Annotated in this window: 16 protein-coding genes; 15 read left to right on the top strand and 1 reads right to left on the bottom strand. The window is 47.7% G+C overall.

From position 1 onward, the window contains the following. Positions 1 to 59: 59 nt before the first annotated feature. Genes pfkB through dmpG form a run of 3 tightly spaced genes read left to right on the top strand, consistent with a single transcriptional unit; the run spans position 60 to position 2,909 of the window. On the top strand, positions 60 to 1,004 hold the full coding sequence (gene pfkB, locus A8806_RS14640; protein WP_109731957.1) for a 1-phosphofructokinase: 945 nt from the start codon (positions 60 to 62) through the stop codon (positions 1,002 to 1,004). A gap of 14 nt (positions 1,005 to 1,018) precedes the next feature. Beyond that, a complete protein-coding gene (locus A8806_RS14645) occupies positions 1,019 to 1,903 on the top strand; it encodes an acetaldehyde dehydrogenase (acetylating) (RefSeq protein WP_109731958.1) in 885 nt (294 codons plus the stop codon). Then, positions 1,893 to 2,909 (top strand): 4-hydroxy-2-oxovalerate aldolase, encoded by a 1,017-nt coding sequence (dmpG, locus tag A8806_RS14650; RefSeq protein ID WP_109731959.1) that lies wholly within the window; start codon positions 1,893 to 1,895, stop codon positions 2,907 to 2,909. The genes A8806_RS14645 and dmpG overlap by 11 nt, the downstream gene beginning before the upstream one ends. Here the strand turns inward: dmpG and A8806_RS14655 are convergent. Beyond that, positions 2,906 to 3,760 (bottom strand): helix-turn-helix domain-containing protein, encoded by an 855-nt coding sequence (locus A8806_RS14655; protein WP_109731960.1) that lies wholly within the window; start codon positions 3,758 to 3,760, stop codon positions 2,906 to 2,908. The two genes, dmpG and A8806_RS14655, sit on opposite strands and share 4 nt — an antisense overlap. Before the next feature lie 244 nt (positions 3,761 to 4,004). Here A8806_RS14655 and A8806_RS14660 point away from each other — a divergent pair, with 244 nt between their 5' ends. The 12 genes from A8806_RS14660 to A8806_RS14715 are packed head-to-tail and all read left to right on the top strand — an operon-like array spanning position 4,005 to position 16,911. Next, on the top strand, positions 4,005 to 5,330 hold the full coding sequence (locus tag A8806_RS14660) for an ABC transporter substrate-binding protein (RefSeq protein WP_109731961.1): 1,326 nt from the start codon (positions 4,005 to 4,007) through the stop codon (positions 5,328 to 5,330). A 25-nt stretch (positions 5,331 to 5,355) separates the two neighbouring features. Further along, positions 5,356 to 7,143, top strand: a complete 1,788-nt coding sequence (locus A8806_RS14665; protein ID WP_109731962.1) for an MATE family efflux transporter — start codon at positions 5,356 to 5,358, stop codon at positions 7,141 to 7,143. After that, positions 7,127 to 7,852 (top strand): polysaccharide deacetylase family protein, encoded by a 726-nt coding sequence (locus A8806_RS14670; protein WP_109731963.1) that lies wholly within the window; start codon positions 7,127 to 7,129, stop codon positions 7,850 to 7,852. The genes A8806_RS14665 and A8806_RS14670 overlap by 17 nt, the downstream gene beginning before the upstream one ends. Positions 7,853 to 7,894: 42 nt before the next feature. Beyond that, a complete protein-coding gene (locus tag A8806_RS14675; protein ID WP_109731964.1) occupies positions 7,895 to 8,308 on the top strand; it encodes a hypothetical protein in 414 nt (137 codons plus the stop codon). Beyond that, on the top strand, positions 8,295 to 9,017 hold the full coding sequence (locus A8806_RS14680) for a polysaccharide deacetylase family protein (RefSeq protein WP_181368738.1): 723 nt from the start codon (positions 8,295 to 8,297) through the stop codon (positions 9,015 to 9,017). The genes A8806_RS14675 and A8806_RS14680 overlap by 14 nt, the downstream gene beginning before the upstream one ends. 11 nt (positions 9,018 to 9,028) lie before the next feature. Continuing rightward, positions 9,029 to 10,708, top strand: a complete 1,680-nt coding sequence (ilvD, locus tag A8806_RS14685; RefSeq protein WP_109731966.1) for a dihydroxy-acid dehydratase — start codon at positions 9,029 to 9,031, stop codon at positions 10,706 to 10,708. A gap of 29 nt (positions 10,709 to 10,737) precedes the next feature. Then, complete coding sequence (locus A8806_RS14690) at positions 10,738 to 11,529, top strand: SDR family NAD(P)-dependent oxidoreductase (RefSeq protein ID WP_109731967.1); 792 nt, start codon at positions 10,738 to 10,740, stop codon at positions 11,527 to 11,529. 29 nt (positions 11,530 to 11,558) lie between these two features. Continuing rightward, positions 11,559 to 12,518: a hypothetical protein gene (locus A8806_RS14695; RefSeq protein ID WP_109731968.1), complete on the top strand. Its 960-nt coding sequence runs from the start codon at positions 11,559 to 11,561 to the stop codon at positions 12,516 to 12,518. Beyond that, the gene (locus A8806_RS14700; RefSeq protein WP_109731969.1) at positions 12,518 to 13,891 is read left to right on the top strand and encodes a family 4 glycosyl hydrolase; all 1,374 of its coding nucleotides are present in this window, start codon (positions 12,518 to 12,520) and stop codon (positions 13,889 to 13,891) included. Before A8806_RS14695 ends, A8806_RS14700 begins: the two co-directional genes overlap by 1 nt. Before the next feature lie 46 nt (positions 13,892 to 13,937). After that, the gene (locus A8806_RS14705) at positions 13,938 to 14,888 is read left to right on the top strand and encodes a phosphoglycerate dehydrogenase (RefSeq protein ID WP_109731970.1); all 951 of its coding nucleotides are present in this window, start codon (positions 13,938 to 13,940) and stop codon (positions 14,886 to 14,888) included. Positions 14,889 to 14,940: 52 nt separating this feature from the next. Then, on the top strand, positions 14,941 to 16,119 hold the full coding sequence (locus A8806_RS14710; RefSeq protein WP_109731971.1) for an SIS domain-containing protein: 1,179 nt from the start codon (positions 14,941 to 14,943) through the stop codon (positions 16,117 to 16,119). Positions 16,120 to 16,179: 60 nt separating this feature from the next. After that, complete coding sequence (locus A8806_RS14715) at positions 16,180 to 16,911, top strand: GntR family transcriptional regulator (protein WP_109731972.1); 732 nt, start codon at positions 16,180 to 16,182, stop codon at positions 16,909 to 16,911. Positions 16,912 to 16,916: the final 5 nt, after the last annotated feature.

Consider the following 16,916-nt stretch of genomic DNA (forward strand, 5'->3'; position numbering starts at 1 on the left):
TAATTTAAAACAAGAACGATGTTCGACAATAACGAACAAGAAAAAGAAAGGAGAACTTTATGATACTCACAGTTACACTGAATACCTCAATTGACAAGCGGTATCTGGTGGAAAAAATGAATGCCGGCCAGGTAAACCGGGTCAGCAGCTGCCGGTACAGTGCAGGCGGAAAAGGGCTGAATGTTTCAAGGGCAGCGGTTATTGCAGGAGAAAGCGTAATTGCCACGGGATTTGCAGGAGGGCATAATGGCGCCCTTCTCGAGGAACTGGCAGAAAAAGACGGCATCCGTACGGAATTTGTCCATGCTGGGGGAGAGACGCGAAGCTGCATTAACATCATGGATGCAGAAACCGGTATCCAGACAGAATTTTTAGAAGCCGGGGAAGCTGTCCCACAGGAAAAGATTGCAGAGTTAGAGCAGCGGTACAGGGATCTTCTCGCCCGGGCAGAAGTGGTTACTATATCGGGAAGCACACCTAAAGGCATGGATGACGAGATTTATGTCAGACTGATACAGGCAGCACGGGACTGTGGTATCCCGGTCCTGCTGGATACAAGCGGTAAACTGCTTCAAAAAAGCATCTGTGCAAGGCCAGCCCTGATTAAGCCAAATCAGGATGAGATCAGACAGCTTACAGGAAAGGAGGAATTATCGGAAGAAGAATTAAAAGAAACAGCGCTTTACCTGAGAACGAAAGGAATTACCTATGTGGTTGTCTCACTCGGGAAAAAAGGCTCGCTTATGGCAGCGCCATCCGGGATCTATAAGGCGGCAGTTCCTAAAGTTGAAGTTAAAAATACGGTAGGGTGCGGTGATTCCATGCTTGCAGGATTTGCCATTGGAATAAAGAACCGTTTCGAAGATGAAAAGCTCCTGCGGTATGCCAGTGCCATAGCGGCGGCAAATGCCATGCAGGAGAAGACCGGTTTTTTTGAAAAAAAGGATTTTGAAGAAATTTATGAAAAAATTCAGATTACGTCCGTCAGGAACGTAGCCAGATAAGGAAAGGGAAAGACATGGAGAAAGTAAAAGTTGCGATTATCGGACCGGGGAATATCGGTTCCGACTTAATGTACAAAGTTATGAGAAGCAGGAATCTGGAGATGTCCTGCATGGTAGGAATCGTTGAATCTGAGGGAATCAAAAGGGCAAAGCGGCTCGGATTTGAGACTACGACCAAGGGGATAGAGACAATCTTAGACAGAGATGACATTAAGATTGTGTTTGATGCGACGGGTGCTAAGGCACATAAAATGCACGCGCCGCTGCTTAAGGCGGCGGGCAAGGTTGCCATCGATATGACCCCGGCGGCGGTGGGACCATACGTTGTGCCATGTGTGAATCTGGAAAGCCTGTCAGATGAGATGAATCTTAACATGGTAACCTGCGGGGGGCAGGCGACAGTCCCGATTGCATATGCAATCAACCGTGTGGCAGACAGCGAATACACAGAGATCATATCCTGTATTTCCTCCAAAAGCGCAGGTCCCGGTACCCGTGCCAATATCGATGAATTTACAGAAACGACGGCAAAGGCACTGGAAACAGTCGGAGGAGCAGACAAAGGCAAGGCAATTATTATCCTGAATCCGGCAGAACCGCCGCTCATGATGACAAACACAATCCATTCGATTGTAAAGAACCCGGATAAAAAGGCAATTACTGGGTCTGTGAACAAGATGGTAAAGGAAATACAAAAATACGTACCGGGATATAAGCTCAGGACCCCTCCGATTATGGACGGGAACAAAGTGACTGTCATTGTAGAGGTAGAAGGTGCGGGAGACTTCCTTCCGAAATATTCAGGAAATCTGGATATCATCAATTCAGCCGCCATTGAGGCAGCAGAAAAAATAGCAGAAGAAAGGTTTTTACAAGGAGGAAACAGGCATGAAAAGTAGAATACATTTCATTGATACGACGATGCGTGACGGGAGCCATGCGATGAGCCACAGCTTTACGAAAGAACAGGTGAGCCTGATTGCGCAGGGGCTGGATGATGCAGGTGCAGATATCATCGAAGTGAGTCACGGGGACGGAATCGCAGGCTCCTCGATCAATTACGGGTTTTCTAAAACAAGGGACATTGAACTGATTGAAGCCGCATCCAAGGTGGTAAAACGGGCAAAACTGGGCGCGCTCCTGATCCCCGGCATCGGGACGATATCAGATTTGCAGGAGGCTTATGATCATGGTGTGCGTGCGGTCAGGATTGCAACCCATGTCACAGAGTCAGACGTTTCCCTGCAGCATATAAAAGCGGCAAAGGACAGAGGCATGTTTACGGCCGGCTTCCTGATGATGGTACATATGGCAGAGCCGGAGAAGATTCTGGAACAGGCGAGGATATTCGAGGATGCAGGAGTCGACTATGTCAATCTGGCAGACTCGGCCGGACACCTCCTGCCGGATGATGTGCGCCGGCGGGTCAGCCTGCTGTCAGAAAAGCTCAGTATCCCGGTTGGGTTCCATGCGCATAATAACTTAGGGCTTGCCGTCGCGAATTCGCTTGCGGCGGCAGAAGAGGGGGCGTCATATATCGACGGCACCTTAAGAGGGCTCGGCGCAGGAGCCGGCAACTGTCAGATTGAAGTGCTGTCCGCAGTGCTGGAGCGTATGGAATGTGCGACCGGGATTGATCTGGATAAGATTCTTAAGGTGGCGGAAGAAGCCGTGGAACCCATTATGCCCAGGGCGCAGGTCATCGACACTGCATCCCTTATGCTGGGATACGCAGGGGTATATTCCAGCTTCCTGCTCCATGCCAGACGTGCTGCAGAAAAGTTTGATTTGAATATAAAAGATATTCTGGTTGAATTAGGTAGGCGCGGCATGGTAGGCGGTCAGGAAGATATGATTGTGGATGTGGCGTACCAGCTTTCCCGTTCACAACATAAGGCCGATTAAAGAGCCCGGTGCCGGTATGCCTTGCGGTAAGCAGAAGGAGACATACCGGTATATTCTTTAAAAATCCGGTTAAAGTGAGGAATCTGGTTGAAACCGCAGGAAATGGCAATATCTATAATCAGTTCATCTGTATCTTCCAACAGTTGTTTCGCATTGTCAATCCGGACCTGGTTGATGAAGGCAGACAGGCACATTCCAGTGTCTGCCTTGAAAATACGGCTTAAATAACTGGGATTCGCATATACATAAGCCGCCAGATATGAAAGTGGCAGCGGATCGGCGTAATTTTGCCGGATGAGGTGCTTGACTTGTGCGATCATGACTTCACGGGTGGAAAAACTTTTCGTGAACAGCTGACTCTCGGGTTTCAGCACAAAGCCTGTCTGGGCAAAGTACAGGATGAGGGCAAGGAAGGTATGCCGGTAAATCATAGGGGATACCGGGAGCGTGTCCTGTAAAATCTGATTGCAGAGTTTTAGTAACGCCCGTATGGCATCATAATTCTTCCGTGGGAGGGAGAAGTGCTGAAAGGTTACCCGCCCGCTGAAAAATTGTTTCAGGAGCTGCTGGCTCTTATCTGCGGCCCCTGAAGTATCTACATCATCCATAGAAAACGAAAAAAGTGTAAATCGGCATGGCTTGCCTTCCCCATAAGACAGGGTGATATCTTCCGTATCATACAGCAGGAAGCAGTCCCGGTGCTGGAAATCCGAAATCAGGTTTTGGTGCAGGTAACTGCCGCTTCCCTGTTCAGCCAGCGCGATGCACCATGTGGAGGGTAAGGCCTTCAGCTTATAGGTATCGGTAAATTCAATGGTCCCGAAGGGATTTTTTTCTTTTGTAGTAATCATCGTATTCTCCTATCAGTCAGATTATAACTTCACAGTCCGTTTCTAAACTGCGGCGCATCTGTTTTGCTTTTAAACAGATGCGTTAAAATTATGATTAATAATACAAAGAAAAATATAAAATTATGCAACATTAACTATAGAAAGTAAAAATAAGTGAAAAACTGGTAAATATATATTAAGAATAAAACATAACATAATGCTAGTATGAAAATATGAAAAAGAAAGATCCATAGGAGGACGAAAGATGAAAAAAAGAGTGATTGCATTACTATTGGCAGCAGCGATGACAACCTCATTACTGGCAGGATGCGGAGGAAGTAAGGACTGGGAGGACGGTGACGGGAAGATCGACGGTGACCTGACCTTCTGGACACAGGACACGGAAGCATGGAAGTCTTATTTTGGACCGGCAATTGAGGCCTTCCAGAAAGAATATCCGGATGTAAATATTCAGGTGGAATATTTCCCGGAGTTCTCCGACAAGCTTAACCAGGCGTTTTCAGCGGGTGAGCAGGCTGATGTCATGCAGACCTGGCAGAGTATTACAGACTGGGCAAAGGCAGGAGTCATTGATGAGATCCCGGATGATGTCATGACAAAGGAGTATATGGAGGAGAACTATTACGAGAGTGCACTGATCAATAAGCAGGTTGAAGGTAAGTACTACTGTATCCCGTCAGAGATCAATGCAGAGTCCCCAAGCTTATACGTCAATATGGATATCTTAAAAGAAGAGGGTGTGGAGCTTCCGCAGAGCTGGATAGACAACAACGGACCGGCAAGCTTTGACGAACTGCTGGAATTAGCAGAGAAGCTGACCCAGAAGGATGGGGACGGACAGGTGGTCCGCTCAGGTCTGGCATATGTGTATGCACAGTGGGAAGCAAATTTCCTTTCTTTAATTATGCAGTATGGCGGAGATTATAAGGATGAGGCAAATAATGCAGTGAAGTTCCAGACTCCGGAAGCGAAGAAGGCAGCGGAGACACTGCTCAAATATACACAGGGACCAGACGCAGTCAGCGATGAAGGAACTCCTCGTTATGAATCATTCGTCCAGGGGACGGCGGCAATGTGTGTAGGCGCACCGTGGTATTCAGGCAGTTTTGCAATCGACATACCGGATGTTAACTGGCAGGTATTCAATATGCCGGCATGGGTAGAAGGAGCGGACCCGGTCAGCATCGGTACCGGCGGATGGGGATATATCGTATCCGATAAGTGTGAAAACAAAGAAGCAGCATGGGAATTTGTAAAATTCATGACTACGGCAGAACAGACAGGGGACTGGGCTTATAAGACAGGCTGCCTTCCGGCAAGGGTTGATTCTTTGACAGACCTTCAGTATGACCCGAATGCAGGTTCTGTAGATAAAGCAATTTCGATTGCACAGGAGGTACTCCCATATGCAGTCGAAGAAGGCGCATACATGGGCACACCTTCCACACTGACTTATACAATCGTAAGAGAAAAGTTAAGACAGCTGCTGGTTGACGGAGATATTGATGCTGCATTGAAGGGAATGGAAGAAGAAGGCAACGCAATGATAGAAGAAAACCTGAACAGGTAAAAGGAGAAAGACACATCGGTGATTTATGAAAAAAAAGATAGATTTGTTACAGGGAAATGTAAGTGAAACATTTTTACAGTATCTGATTCCAAGTGTATCGGCTACCATGATGATATCCTTCAACTACTTTATCGATACCCTGTGTATCGGTCAGAAGCTGGGAGAGCAGGGCCTTGCGGCCCTGAATCTCTCCTGGCCGGTGACGACAGTCCTGTATTCCGTCGGACTGCTTCTCGGAACAGGGGGAGGAGCCATGTTTTCCGCATATGTGGCAAATGGAAAGAAAGAAAAAGCAAAAAGTGTTTTTACAGAGGCCGCAGTCACGCTGCTGCTCATTGCGGCAGCCATAACGATTCTGGGAATGGTGTTTTTAAAACCTATCGTCACAGTGCTTGGAGGCGCGGGAGAGTTAAGGCAGGGCGTAACGGATTATGTAAAATGGGTACTGATCTTTTCCGTCTCTTACATGGGGGAATGTTTCTTTACCAGTTTTCTGCGCAATGACAATGCACCAAAGCTGGCAATGGCAGGGACATTATTATCCTGCTCCCTGAATATCGTTTTAGATATTGTATTTATCTATGTACTGGACGGTGGTATGGTAGGGGCTTCTCTTGCAACTTCACTTGCTGTTACATCGACTGTAGTCTTAGGGATCTTCTCAACCTTCCGAAAGAAGTCCAATCTGAAAGTCAGTTTTACAGATGCCAGTGTGCGGGATGTCCTCTGCATCATGAAGGTAGGCATGTCCACCTTCCTGACAGAAATCGACGGAGGTATTGTAACCTTCGTTTACAACACCGTGCTGATCAGGATTGCAGGAAGTGCCGCAACAACAGTGATCGCTGTCTATGGGATCGTGGTGAATATCAACACGATTGTACTGGCGGCAATCAACGGTATTTCGAATGCAATGCAGCCGCTTGTGAGTGCAAACAGCGGTGCGGGGAAGTTCTCACGGGCAAAACGATTCACACATCTTGCAGTAAAGTGGGCATTTGGAATGTCCGTTGTGTTTGTGGCAGTGATTGAATGGCAGGCAGAAGTTTTTGTGAAGATTTTCCTGGAGCCGGATGCGGCATTTCTTGTACAGGCGGCAGGAGCCATAAGAATCGTAGCAGTTTCTTACCTGTTGGCGGCTGTTAACATGATACTGATATCTTACTTCCAATCCATACAGGCTTCAAAAGAAGCAATCTATTTTTCATTTATGCGTACACTTTTTCTTCCGGTTATCTTTGTAATCGGGGGAGCCTTCTACCTGAATGTAAAAGGGGTATGGATGGCCTCCCTTTTCATAGAGGGGACGACGGTGGTGGTCATGCTTTTTGCATACCGCCGTTATCAGAAAAAACGTATGGAAGAGAATCTGGGGCAGCTCAATTTCTATGAATTTACTGAAGAAGTGGATGGAATAGAAGAGCTGATTGAACAGCTCGGGGCAGACAATCTGGAGAATTACCGCAGGGTGCTTACATACTGCGAAAGCAGAAACCGTGATGAGGAAGGGATTCCCATGATTATCGGTCTGGATGACCTGACAGCCCCGGATCAGGAGGCATTTGAAGTATCTGCGCAGGAAGACGAACTGAGTTTTTATCAGGCAGTCGGCGCACTGCTGTTCACAGACCTTCTTGACCAGCAGATGGTAAAAGAGGGAGGAACCGGAAGAGGGGCGATCATTCCGGCTATGGAAGCAGCGGCAGAACGGTTTTTCCAGTACAAAAAAACGGCAGGCGCAGAAACGGGCGGTAGTATCTCATATACCGAAGCACTAGGAAGAATGGAGAGGGAGCATGAGCAGCAATTTTGATATACATACTTTTGCAAAGACGGTTGCAAAGGATAAACGGACCTTTGAAATGTTCCGTTATCTGGTAAATAACGCATATATCCGGGTCGTAAATTACCACAACACGAATGAACGGGATGCGAAAAGGCTGGAGCATGAGATTCAATACTTCAGCGAACATTTCGTACCGGTAAAGTTAAGTGACCTGGATACCTTTTTTGAAACAAGAAAATGGCCGTATGATAAGCCGGGACTGATTCCCGCCATATTTGAGGGATACCGCAGCCATTACGATATTATGAAGCCCATTCTGGATAAATACCATTTCACAGGATGGTTCTACATCCCCGGATTTTTCCCGGATGTAGCCAGGGAAGACCAGCTTGGATTTTGTAAAAACCACCACCTGAGGACAACCGGGCAGTATATGTATGAGGATGGGAGAATCGCTTTAAGCTGGGAAGAAATTAGAGAATTATCGAAAAACCATGAGATCTGCTGTCACACCGGCAGCCATTTTGAGATAACGAAGAAAACTTCAGATGAGGATATGCATAGGGAGATCGTGGAGGCAAAGCGCCGCATGGAATACAAGATACAGAAACCGGTGGATGTCTTCTGCTGGCTGGCAGGCGAGGAGTATAACTACAATATCCGGGCGCATAAGCATCTGGAGGAAGCCGGATATAAATATGTACTCAGCAATTTGAAAATCGAAAAAATCAGGTAATCGGGTGCCTGGATATATATACCATATTGAAGGAGGACGCGGATGAAAAACATTCAGGACATGTTTAAGGAGATTGATAGTCAGGGGATGGAACCCTATAAGGCCCTTATGAAATACTGTGACAGCCGGGTAACGGCGGATGAAGGAATTCCGGCCGTGATAGGCTTAGATGACCTGACAGCATCGTGGAACACCACTTATAAAGGCGCAGGGCAGGATGAAGAGTTCCGCTTTCTGATGGCGGCAGGCGCGATGGTTTTTGCCAGCCTGTACGAGCAGAAGAGTGCAGAAGAACTGGGGGAATATCCGGGAATTGCGCCGGCCATGAGCGCGATGGCGGAGATGTTCTTCCATGCCGGCGAAGACGGCAGGATAGTCCCTTACCGGGAAGTGGTGAAGCAATTTGTAGTGAATCAGGATGGGCAGGAGGGAGGAAAACCAGATGGAGAACTTTAAAATGGAAGAATTTCTGCAGACAATCTCAAAAGATAAGAGATGCCTTGAAATGTTCCGCTATCTGATAAACAGCTCTTACATACGTGTTGTCAATTACCACAATACCAATCCCGTCAACGCTGAGAGGTTTGAGGCAGAGATTAAGTATTACAGCGAACATTTCGTACCGGTAACTTTAAAAGATCTGGACCAGTTTTTCGAAACAAGAAAATGGCCGTACGAAAAGCCAGGATTGATTCCGGCGATCTTTGAAGGTTTCCGCAATCACTACGATGTGATGCTGCCGATTCTGGACAAATATCATTTTACCGGGTGGTTCTATTTCCCAAGTTTCTTCATGGATATCCCATTGGAAGAACAGCTGCCTTTCAGCGAGGCGCATGAGCTGAATATTACGGATGAGAGTCTGTATCCGGATAAAAGAATTGCGATGAACTGGGATGAGGTCAGGGAGATCGCCTCCCGGCATGAGGTTTGCTGCCATACCGGGAACCATTTCCAGATTACGAAAGAAACGCCGGATGAGGATATGTACAGGGAGATCGTAACTGCCAAGCGGCATTTAGAAGAAAAGATCGGCCGGGAGGTTGAAGTGTTCTGCTGGCTGTACGGCGAGGAATACAACTACAATAAAAAAGCCCATAAATATCTGAAAGAGGCGGGATACAAGTATGTAGTGAGCAACCTGAAGATGGAGAAGATCAGGTAGGAGGAAGAAACGTGAGAAGAAGTGAATCAATCTTAAAACGTCCGGATTTCAGCTTTAACAGGGGCGTATACAAATCAATGGGATTTTCTGATAAGGATCTGGAAAAACCGATTATCGGAATTGCTAATACATGGAGCGAGCTCGTACCGGGAAGTTATAACTTGAGGGCAGTTGCAGACAGTGTAAAACGGGGAATCTACGCCGCAGGAGGGACTCCGGTCGAATTCGGGGTTATCGGGGCGTGTGACGGCACAGCCCAGGGGAACGAAGGGATGCGTTTTATCCTCCCTTCCCGTGACCTGATTGCTAATGATGTGGAAGTGATGGTGCAGGCGCACCAGCTGGATGGAATCGTACTGCTTGGCTCCTGTGATAAGATCGTTCCGGGACTCCTCATGGCAGCTGCAAGACTGAAACTTCCGGCAATCCTGCTTCCGGGCGGGCCGATGCAGGGTGGCCCCGTTTTTGACGAAAGGGCATCCGACCTCACAACGCTTTCCGAGGGCTGCGGAATGGTCAGGGCCGGGACACTTGAGGAGGAAGAACTGTACCGCATGGAAAATACATGCGGACCGGGCTGTGGGTCCTGCTCCTTCTACGGGACGGCTAATACTATGTGTGCTCTCTCAGAGGGACTAGGAATCACACTCCCGTATGGGGCACTGATACCGGCGGTTTATGCGGACCGGACCAGAATTGCATTCGAGACAGGGGAGAAAATTGTAGACCTTGTGCTTCAGGACATTACGGCCGACCAGATCATCAATGAAAAGTCTCTGGAAAATGCAATCCGGTTATTAAATGCAACGGGCGGTTCCACCAACGGAGTGCTCCATCTCCTTGCTGTAGCAAGAGAGGCAGGCATCGATAGTAAGGTGATGACGGAGAAGTTCAAAGAGATCGGCATGACAACACCGCTGGTTGCAAAAGTCAACCCGTCATCTAAATATAATATGGAAGATTTCCACAATTCAGGCGGTATCCCGCAGGTTATGAAGGAGCTGGAACCTCTTTTAAATCTGGATGTCATGACAGTGACAGGGAAAACAGTCGGGGATAACCTGAAAAACCACAGGGAAGGCAGGGTGAACCGGGAGATTATCAAGACACTTGAGGAACCGTTCAGTAAGTTCGGCGGGATTGCGATTCTGGAAGGAAACCTGTCACCAGAGGGATGCATCACAAAACCTTCCGCTATCAAACCGCAGATGCATGTATTTACAGGTACGGCAAGAGTCTTTGACAGTGAAGAGACTGCAGAGGAAGCGATTCTGGGAGGAGAAATCCAGCCGGGCAATGTAGTCGTTATACGCTACGAGGGTCCCAAAGGCGGGCCGGGAATGCGTGAGATGTATAAGGCAATGAAGTATCTTTACGGCATGGGGCTTGCAGAATCCACGGCACTGATCACAGACGGAAGATTTTCCGGTACGAATAACGGATGCTTTGTCGGGCATATATCACCAGAGGCGGCAGAAGGCGGACCGATCGCTTTTATACAGGACGGCGATGAGATTACGGTAGATATCCCCGCCCAGCGTATTACACTTCACGTTACGGATGAGACACTTAAGGAGCGGAAGGCAGGGTTTGTCCCACCGAAACCGAAATATACATCGGGATATCTGGGATTGTATTCAAAGCTGGCGGCTTCAGCGAGCCGCGGAGCCGTCGTGGAACTGACAGATTAATATCCACGGGGCATAGAAAGGAGTAAGGCATGTCATTTGACTATAGAGGAAAAACAGTTGGTGTAACTGGGGCCGCAAGTGTAAAGGGAATAGGATTTGCTATTGCAAAGAAGTTTCTGGAAAGCGGTGCCAATGTATTTATCTGTGATTTAAAAGAAGACGCTTTGCAGGAAGCAGAACGGGAACTGAAACAGTACGGCAATGTAAAGTCTTATGTGATGGATGTATCCAGAGAAGAATCCGTGAAGGAAGGGTTCAGGCTTGCATTGGAAGATTTCGGCTATATTGATATCTTCGTAAGTAATGCGGGAATCTATCCGCAGGCATTCGTCTGTGATATGGAGGCAGGCCAGTGGGATACGGTGATGAATGTCAATCTGAAATCCGTATTCCTATGTGCAAGAGAATGCAGCAGGTGCATGAAGGAAAAGGGCGGCGTTCTGATCAATGCGGCATCCTATGCGGCACTGCTGGGGTCAGCAGGAAGCGGTGCATATGCGGCAAGCAAGGCAGCAGTTTACAGCCTGACGAAATCACTGGCGGCAGAACTGGCACCGGCCGGAATCAGAGTAAACGGGTTTATTCCCGGCGTCATTGAGACTGGAATGACGAGAGGTGTGATTGACAGCAAAAAAGATGAACTGGAGGGTGCAATCGCCCTTCATAAATTAGGAAAGCCGGAGGATGTGGCGAATGCAGTATCATTTCTGGCATCGGAAGAGGCTTCCTACCTGACAGGGACATTCATCGAAATCAGCGGGGGAAAACTCTGTGTGCAGAACCCGGATTTTGCATGGAAACAGACGGACCTGGCTAAATAATACAGCGCGTATACGGAGGGCTTAAAACATTGGAAAGACTTCATATTGATATCAATGCATTGGAATCGATGCACCGCTTTTGGGATATCCTTGCGGATGCCATTGAAAGCATCAAAAGCGACAAGGCTGAATTTCAGGTAATCCGGGATGCAAAAGACTGTATCGGGCGGCACTGGTACGGACTGAGGTGCAGGGTTACATGCAGACGTTCGGGAATTGGATTCTACCTGCATATCGGGCTGATCTATTTCCCGTCTACCCGGCCGGGTCTGATGATAGAGCTGGATGAGCAGAATAACCGTCACAGCTATGGCAGTGTATTGGAAAACATAACCGAACGCCCGGAATTCGAAATCAACCGGGCGGAACCGGAGTATTTTAAACTGTTTATGCCTGACAGTGTTTTCGCAGATATGTCCGGCAGGCCAAGAGGGGAACAGGCAGTGATTCTTCGAAGGTTTGTAGCAGGCGGTGCAGAAGCAATCGTAGATGCCGCATACGAAAAGGGGTTCCGGCTTGATTACCGGAATATGGCAGATTCACTGAATCTGGTGAATGCTTTTGATCAGGCACTGAATGAAGTGGAAAGCCACATCAGCAGTGTGAGAGTAAATTATGCAGATAAAGATAACTTCGGACAGTATGCAGAAGGGTTCCGGTACTATCTGGAAAATGACAAAGGATTATCGCTCTATGCCTATTTTGGAGCCATATACAGTTATAAGAAGCAGCCGGCCGGTATCTTCGCGGAGATTGACAAGTTCAGCAACCCAGAAGAATTCGACAGGGTGTATCACAACATGGAAGCATCCCCGGTGTATGAGCTGGGAGTCGGGGAACCGGGCTTCATAAAGCTCTTTATGAAGGCAGAAATGGCAGAAGCGGTCAACCGGGCGGAATATAAAGAGCAGATGGAACTTTTGAAGAATTTTTTAAAGGCATGTAACGAGGCGTTTGTAACAGCATGGGAAAGAGGAGGTAACAAATAATGGCCAAGAGAAAGAAAATTGTACTGATAGGTGCGGGAAGCGCCGTATTTACAAAGGGGCTGATCGCAGATTTTATCCAGTCTGAATTCGGGGAATGGGAGATTGCCCTCTGCGATATTAACCCGCAGATACTGGAATCCATAACGAGGCTTGCTAAGAAGATGGTGGAGCAGAAAAAGTCCGATATTATCATCAGTTCATCCACAGACAGGACAGACCTGCTGCCGGGAGCCGATTTTGTCGTGACGACGATCGCGGTCGGAGGCAGGCGTGCATGGGAACAGGATGTTAAGATTCCGAGAAAATATAACATTTACCAGCCGGTAGGCGATTCCATTATGCCGGGGGGAATCTCCAGGGCACAGAGGATGATTCCTGTGATGGTTGAGATTGCAAAAGACATTGAGCGGCTCTGCCCGGATGCATATTTCTTCAACTACTCCAACCCGATGACCGCTATCGTGACTGCGGTAAGAAGGGCAACAAATGTGAAGATAATCGGGCTTTGCCACGGTGTTATCTACGGGGAAAAATATCTGGCGAAAATGCTCGGTGTGGATGTAAAGAGGCTGACTACAATCGGTGCAGGCTTAAACCATCTGACATGGCTGTACGATATCCGTGTGGACGGGAAAGACGTGCATCAGGAACTGCTGGATGTCGTAAAGAGGCAGAAGGAAGAACACGAAAGGAACCCACATGTGCGCAATTTCTTCAATCCACTTCTGGAAGACAAGGAAATACCGAACCATATGGACAATCCGCTTTCATGGGAATTCTTCGAACGCTACGGGGCGATTCCGGCAGTTGTGGACCGCCATGCGGTTGAATTCTTCCCGGAGCGTTTCCCGGAAGGAAAATACTATGGTGCAACTCTCGGCATCGATGCATTTCCTATTGACGATGTGATTGCAAGAGGCGAGGGAATCTATAAAGCAATGCTGGAGCAGGGAGAGACGGAAGGTGAAGTAGAAGCCGAATTGTTCCAGCGTGCCGATGGGGAACATGAACAGCTTGCGGAAATCATCAAATCCTTACTGCTGGATGAACGGAAGGTATTCTCCGTGAATATTCCAAATGAGGGCGCCGTTGCCGGTATTCCTGACGATGCCGTACTGGAGATTCCGGGTGTTGCCACTGCAAGGGGATTCTCCTCCATGCATGTGAACGGATTCGAGGGACCAGTCAAGGATATTATCATCAAGCGGCTTGCATCCGTGGACCTCACAGTAGAAGCAGCATTAACGGGGGACAGGCAGCTCTGGGCCGACGCTATGATGCTCGACGGTGCTGTGACCGATTATGAGACAGCAGAAAACCTGGTCAATGACTTTATAGAAGAACATAAAGACTATCTGCCGCAGTACAAATAGATTTAAAACGCCTGATATCAAACAGAAAATTTAAGAGGGACACCTTATGAACAAAAAAGTATTGATTATCTCCTTTTCCTTCGAACAGGAAGAAGAAGCATTTCGCGTGCTGGAAGATGCAGGACTGGAACCGGTCCTGCTGGCTGAAAAAGACAGGATCGGGTATACACAGGAAGACCTTCTGGACTACTGGGATACTCTGGAGAAAAAACCGGCCGGGATTCTGATGGGGGCGGATATTCCCTTAGGGAAAGAATTCGCTGAGAAGGCAGAAGGGCTGGAAGCAATCTCACTGAACTGTGCGGGTGCAGACCACCTCGATCTTCCGGCATTTGAAAAGAAAGGTATCAGAATCTGCAATGTACCGAGACAGAACTTCAATGCGGTGGCAGATCTGGTCTGGGGACTGATTCTGGCAGTTATGCGCCGGATTCCTGAGGCCGACAGGAATATCCGCAGGGGGAAATGGTGTGACGGGGTTGCAAGAGGGTATGCCGTATCCGGGAAAACCCTCGGAATCATCAGCTTCGGGGCAATCGGACAGGCAGTGGCAAAGAGGGCGGCGGGATTTGACATGAGGGTGCTTGTAAACAGCACAAGCCAGAATCCTGAGTCAGCCGAAAAATATGGCGCGGTTTATGTGGACAGGGATACCCTGTTTCAGGAGGCCGACATTCTTGTTCCGGCAAGCCCGCTGACACCGGAGACATACCACATTATTAACGCGGATGCGATCGGCAGGATGAAGAAAGACGCTGTCATTGTGAACGCGGCAAGGGGCGGGATCATTGACACGCAGGCACTGTACGAAGCGTTGAAAAACCGTCGCATTGCAGGAGCGGCACTGGATGTTTTCGAAGAAGAGCCGCTGTATGAGAGTGCATTCTTTCAACTTGACAATGTGGTGCTGACACCCCATATAGGAGGGCTGGCAGACAGGGAAATCCATAACGTAGCCATGCAGGCGGCCTGTCATATGGCAGAATTGCTTAAGTAACGGTCAGTTACCATGAAACAACAGAAACAAAAATGACTGGGAGAAAAGAAAAATGAAGAATGAATTGTTTGGAAAACCACTCACTTATTATGAAGAGAACCACTGTATCCATACCGTCACTGAGATTGCACAGCAGCCGGAAGTATGGCGCCAGCTGGCAGATACACTAATGCAGAGAAAAGACGAAATCTCAGCGTTTATGGATCAGGTCATGTCTGTTCCAAATTTACGGATCGTGACAACGGGCGCAGGCTCATCCGCATTTGTAGGAGAGACATTTTTATACATGTTAGCGGGAGAGTTGGGAATCCGTACAGAGAACGTACATACAACGGATATCATCAGCGCACCGGATGAGACGCTGTTTGACACCCCGACACTCCTGATTTCCTATGCACGGTCAGGTGAAAGCCCGGAGAGTATTGCCGCCATACGTTTTGCACAGAAACGGGTGAAAAATCTGTACAATATCGTGATCGTATGCGATAAAAACAGCAGCCTTGCCAGATGCGGGTATGAGACAAAACAGTCCCTGGTCCTTGACCTGCCAAAGGAAACCTGTGATAAGGGTTTTGCAATGACAAGCTCTGTAAGCTGTATGAGCATTGCGACATGGTGTCTGTTCCATTATAAAGAGATGGAAACATATACGGGATATGTAACTGTTCTGGCAGAGGCGGTGGAGGCGCAGATTGACAGACTGGCCGACAAGGCGGGCGCGATTGCAGAAAATGACTACCGCAGACTGATCTGGCTGGGAACAGGTGCGCTGAAGGGACTGGCCAGAGAAGCATCCATCAAGTCTATGGAACTCTCAGACGGCTATGTACATGCAGGATATGATGCACCGACCGGTTTTCGCCACGGGCCAAAAACAGTTATTAATGAAGAGACCCTTACGATACATTTCATATCAAACAAAGAGTACAGCAGAAAGTATGATGTAGATCTGGTAAGCGAGATCATCAGGGAGAAACAGAAGAATCTGGTGGTTATTATAAAACCGGATTTTGTTAAAGAAGAGATTAAAGGGGAAGACTACGAAGTGGTCTATCAGATTCCAAAAGAACTTCCAGAAGATTCCGAGATGGGGGCATATATATTCTCACTTGTATTCACCCAGCTGCTTTCGATGAAAAAATCACTGGACAAGGGATATACGACCGACAATCCGTGTCCAAAGGGCGATGTCAACAGGGTCGTACAGGGAATCACGATATATGAGATATAAAAACTGGTTCCCGTGTTTCCGAAAGGGATATACAAAATAATTAAAAAAGGATGATAAATTATGGCAGGCGGGAACGTAATCAGAAAAGACATACCTGTTGCACTTTACTACCAGCTGAAAGAAGAAATCAGAAGAAAAATACTGGCAAACGAATGGGCGGAGGGAAGCAGGATTCCCTCTGAGGCGGAAATTGCAAAAATGTTTGACGTAAGCAATATTACCGTGCGTAAAGCGATAGATGAACTGCAGAATGAGAAATATCTCGTGAAAAAGAGAGGCAGGGGAACATTTGTATTAAACCGCTCTATCGGACAGAAACTGCATAAGTTCTATTCTTTCAGTGAAGAGCTGACAACAATGGGTATCAAAGAAACTGCAAAATTAATTGTGTTTCAGGAGATTATTCCGGAGGCCTTTATCAGAGAACCACTTCAGATAGGGGCAGAAGAAAAAGTATTCTGGATTAAGCGGATACGATATATGGATAATAAGGTATACGCCATTGAGCATTCATACATCCCGGTAAAATTCGTACCGGAGCTGACCGGGGAATTAGTAGATAAAAACGGGCTGTATAAGACCCTGCGTATGTTCCACGTATTTCCGGAGCGGGCAATTGAAACCTTCTCAGCGGTAAACATTTCCAGGGAAGATGCAAGAGACATGAATGTGATGGTAAATGATGCGGCGATTAACCTGACCCGTGTGACATACAGCGGCGCGGACATCATTGAATACTGCCAGAGTATCGTGAACGGAGAAGTATTCCACTATACAGTTGAATTAAAATAGAACGG

The sequence above is a fragment of the Faecalicatena orotica genome, assembly GCF_003149245.1.
GTDB lineage: Bacteria > Bacillota > Clostridia > Lachnospirales > Lachnospiraceae > Faecalicatena_A > Faecalicatena_A orotica.

Bases quoted from the DNA above. Each gene is read 5' to 3' on its own strand.
- A8806_RS14675 (WP_109731964.1), top strand. From the start codon at position 7,895: ATGAAAAACATTCAGGACATGTTTAAGGAGATTGATAGTCAGGGGATG.
- A8806_RS14665 (WP_109731962.1), top strand. From the start codon at position 5,356: ATGAAAAAAAAGATAGATTTGTTACAGGGAAATGTAAGTGAAACATTT.
- A8806_RS14715 (WP_109731972.1), top strand. From the start codon at position 16,180: ATGGCAGGCGGGAACGTAATCAGAAAAGACATACCTGTTGCACTTTAC.
- A8806_RS14655 (WP_109731960.1), bottom strand. From the start codon at position 3,760: ATGATTACTACAAAAGAAAAAAATCCCTTCGGGACCATTGAATTTACC.
- dmpG (WP_109731959.1), top strand. From the start codon at position 1,893: ATGAAAAGTAGAATACATTTCATTGATACGACGATGCGTGACGGGAGC.
- pfkB (WP_109731957.1), top strand. From the start codon at position 60: ATGATACTCACAGTTACACTGAATACCTCAATTGACAAGCGGTATCTG.
- A8806_RS14690 (WP_109731967.1), top strand. From the start codon at position 10,738: ATGTCATTTGACTATAGAGGAAAAACAGTTGGTGTAACTGGGGCCGCA.
- A8806_RS14700 (WP_109731969.1), top strand. From the start codon at position 12,518: ATGGCCAAGAGAAAGAAAATTGTACTGATAGGTGCGGGAAGCGCCGTA.
- A8806_RS14660 (WP_109731961.1), top strand. From the start codon at position 4,005: ATGAAAAAAAGAGTGATTGCATTACTATTGGCAGCAGCGATGACAACC.
- A8806_RS14645 (WP_109731958.1), top strand. From the start codon at position 1,019: ATGGAGAAAGTAAAAGTTGCGATTATCGGACCGGGGAATATCGGTTCC.
- A8806_RS14680 (WP_181368738.1), top strand. From the start codon at position 8,295: ATGGAGAACTTTAAAATGGAAGAATTTCTGCAGACAATCTCAAAAGAT.
- A8806_RS14670 (WP_109731963.1), top strand. From the start codon at position 7,127: ATGAGCAGCAATTTTGATATACATACTTTTGCAAAGACGGTTGCAAAG.
- A8806_RS14705 (WP_109731970.1), top strand. From the start codon at position 13,938: ATGAACAAAAAAGTATTGATTATCTCCTTTTCCTTCGAACAGGAAGAA.
- A8806_RS14710 (WP_109731971.1), top strand. From the start codon at position 14,941: ATGAAGAATGAATTGTTTGGAAAACCACTCACTTATTATGAAGAGAAC.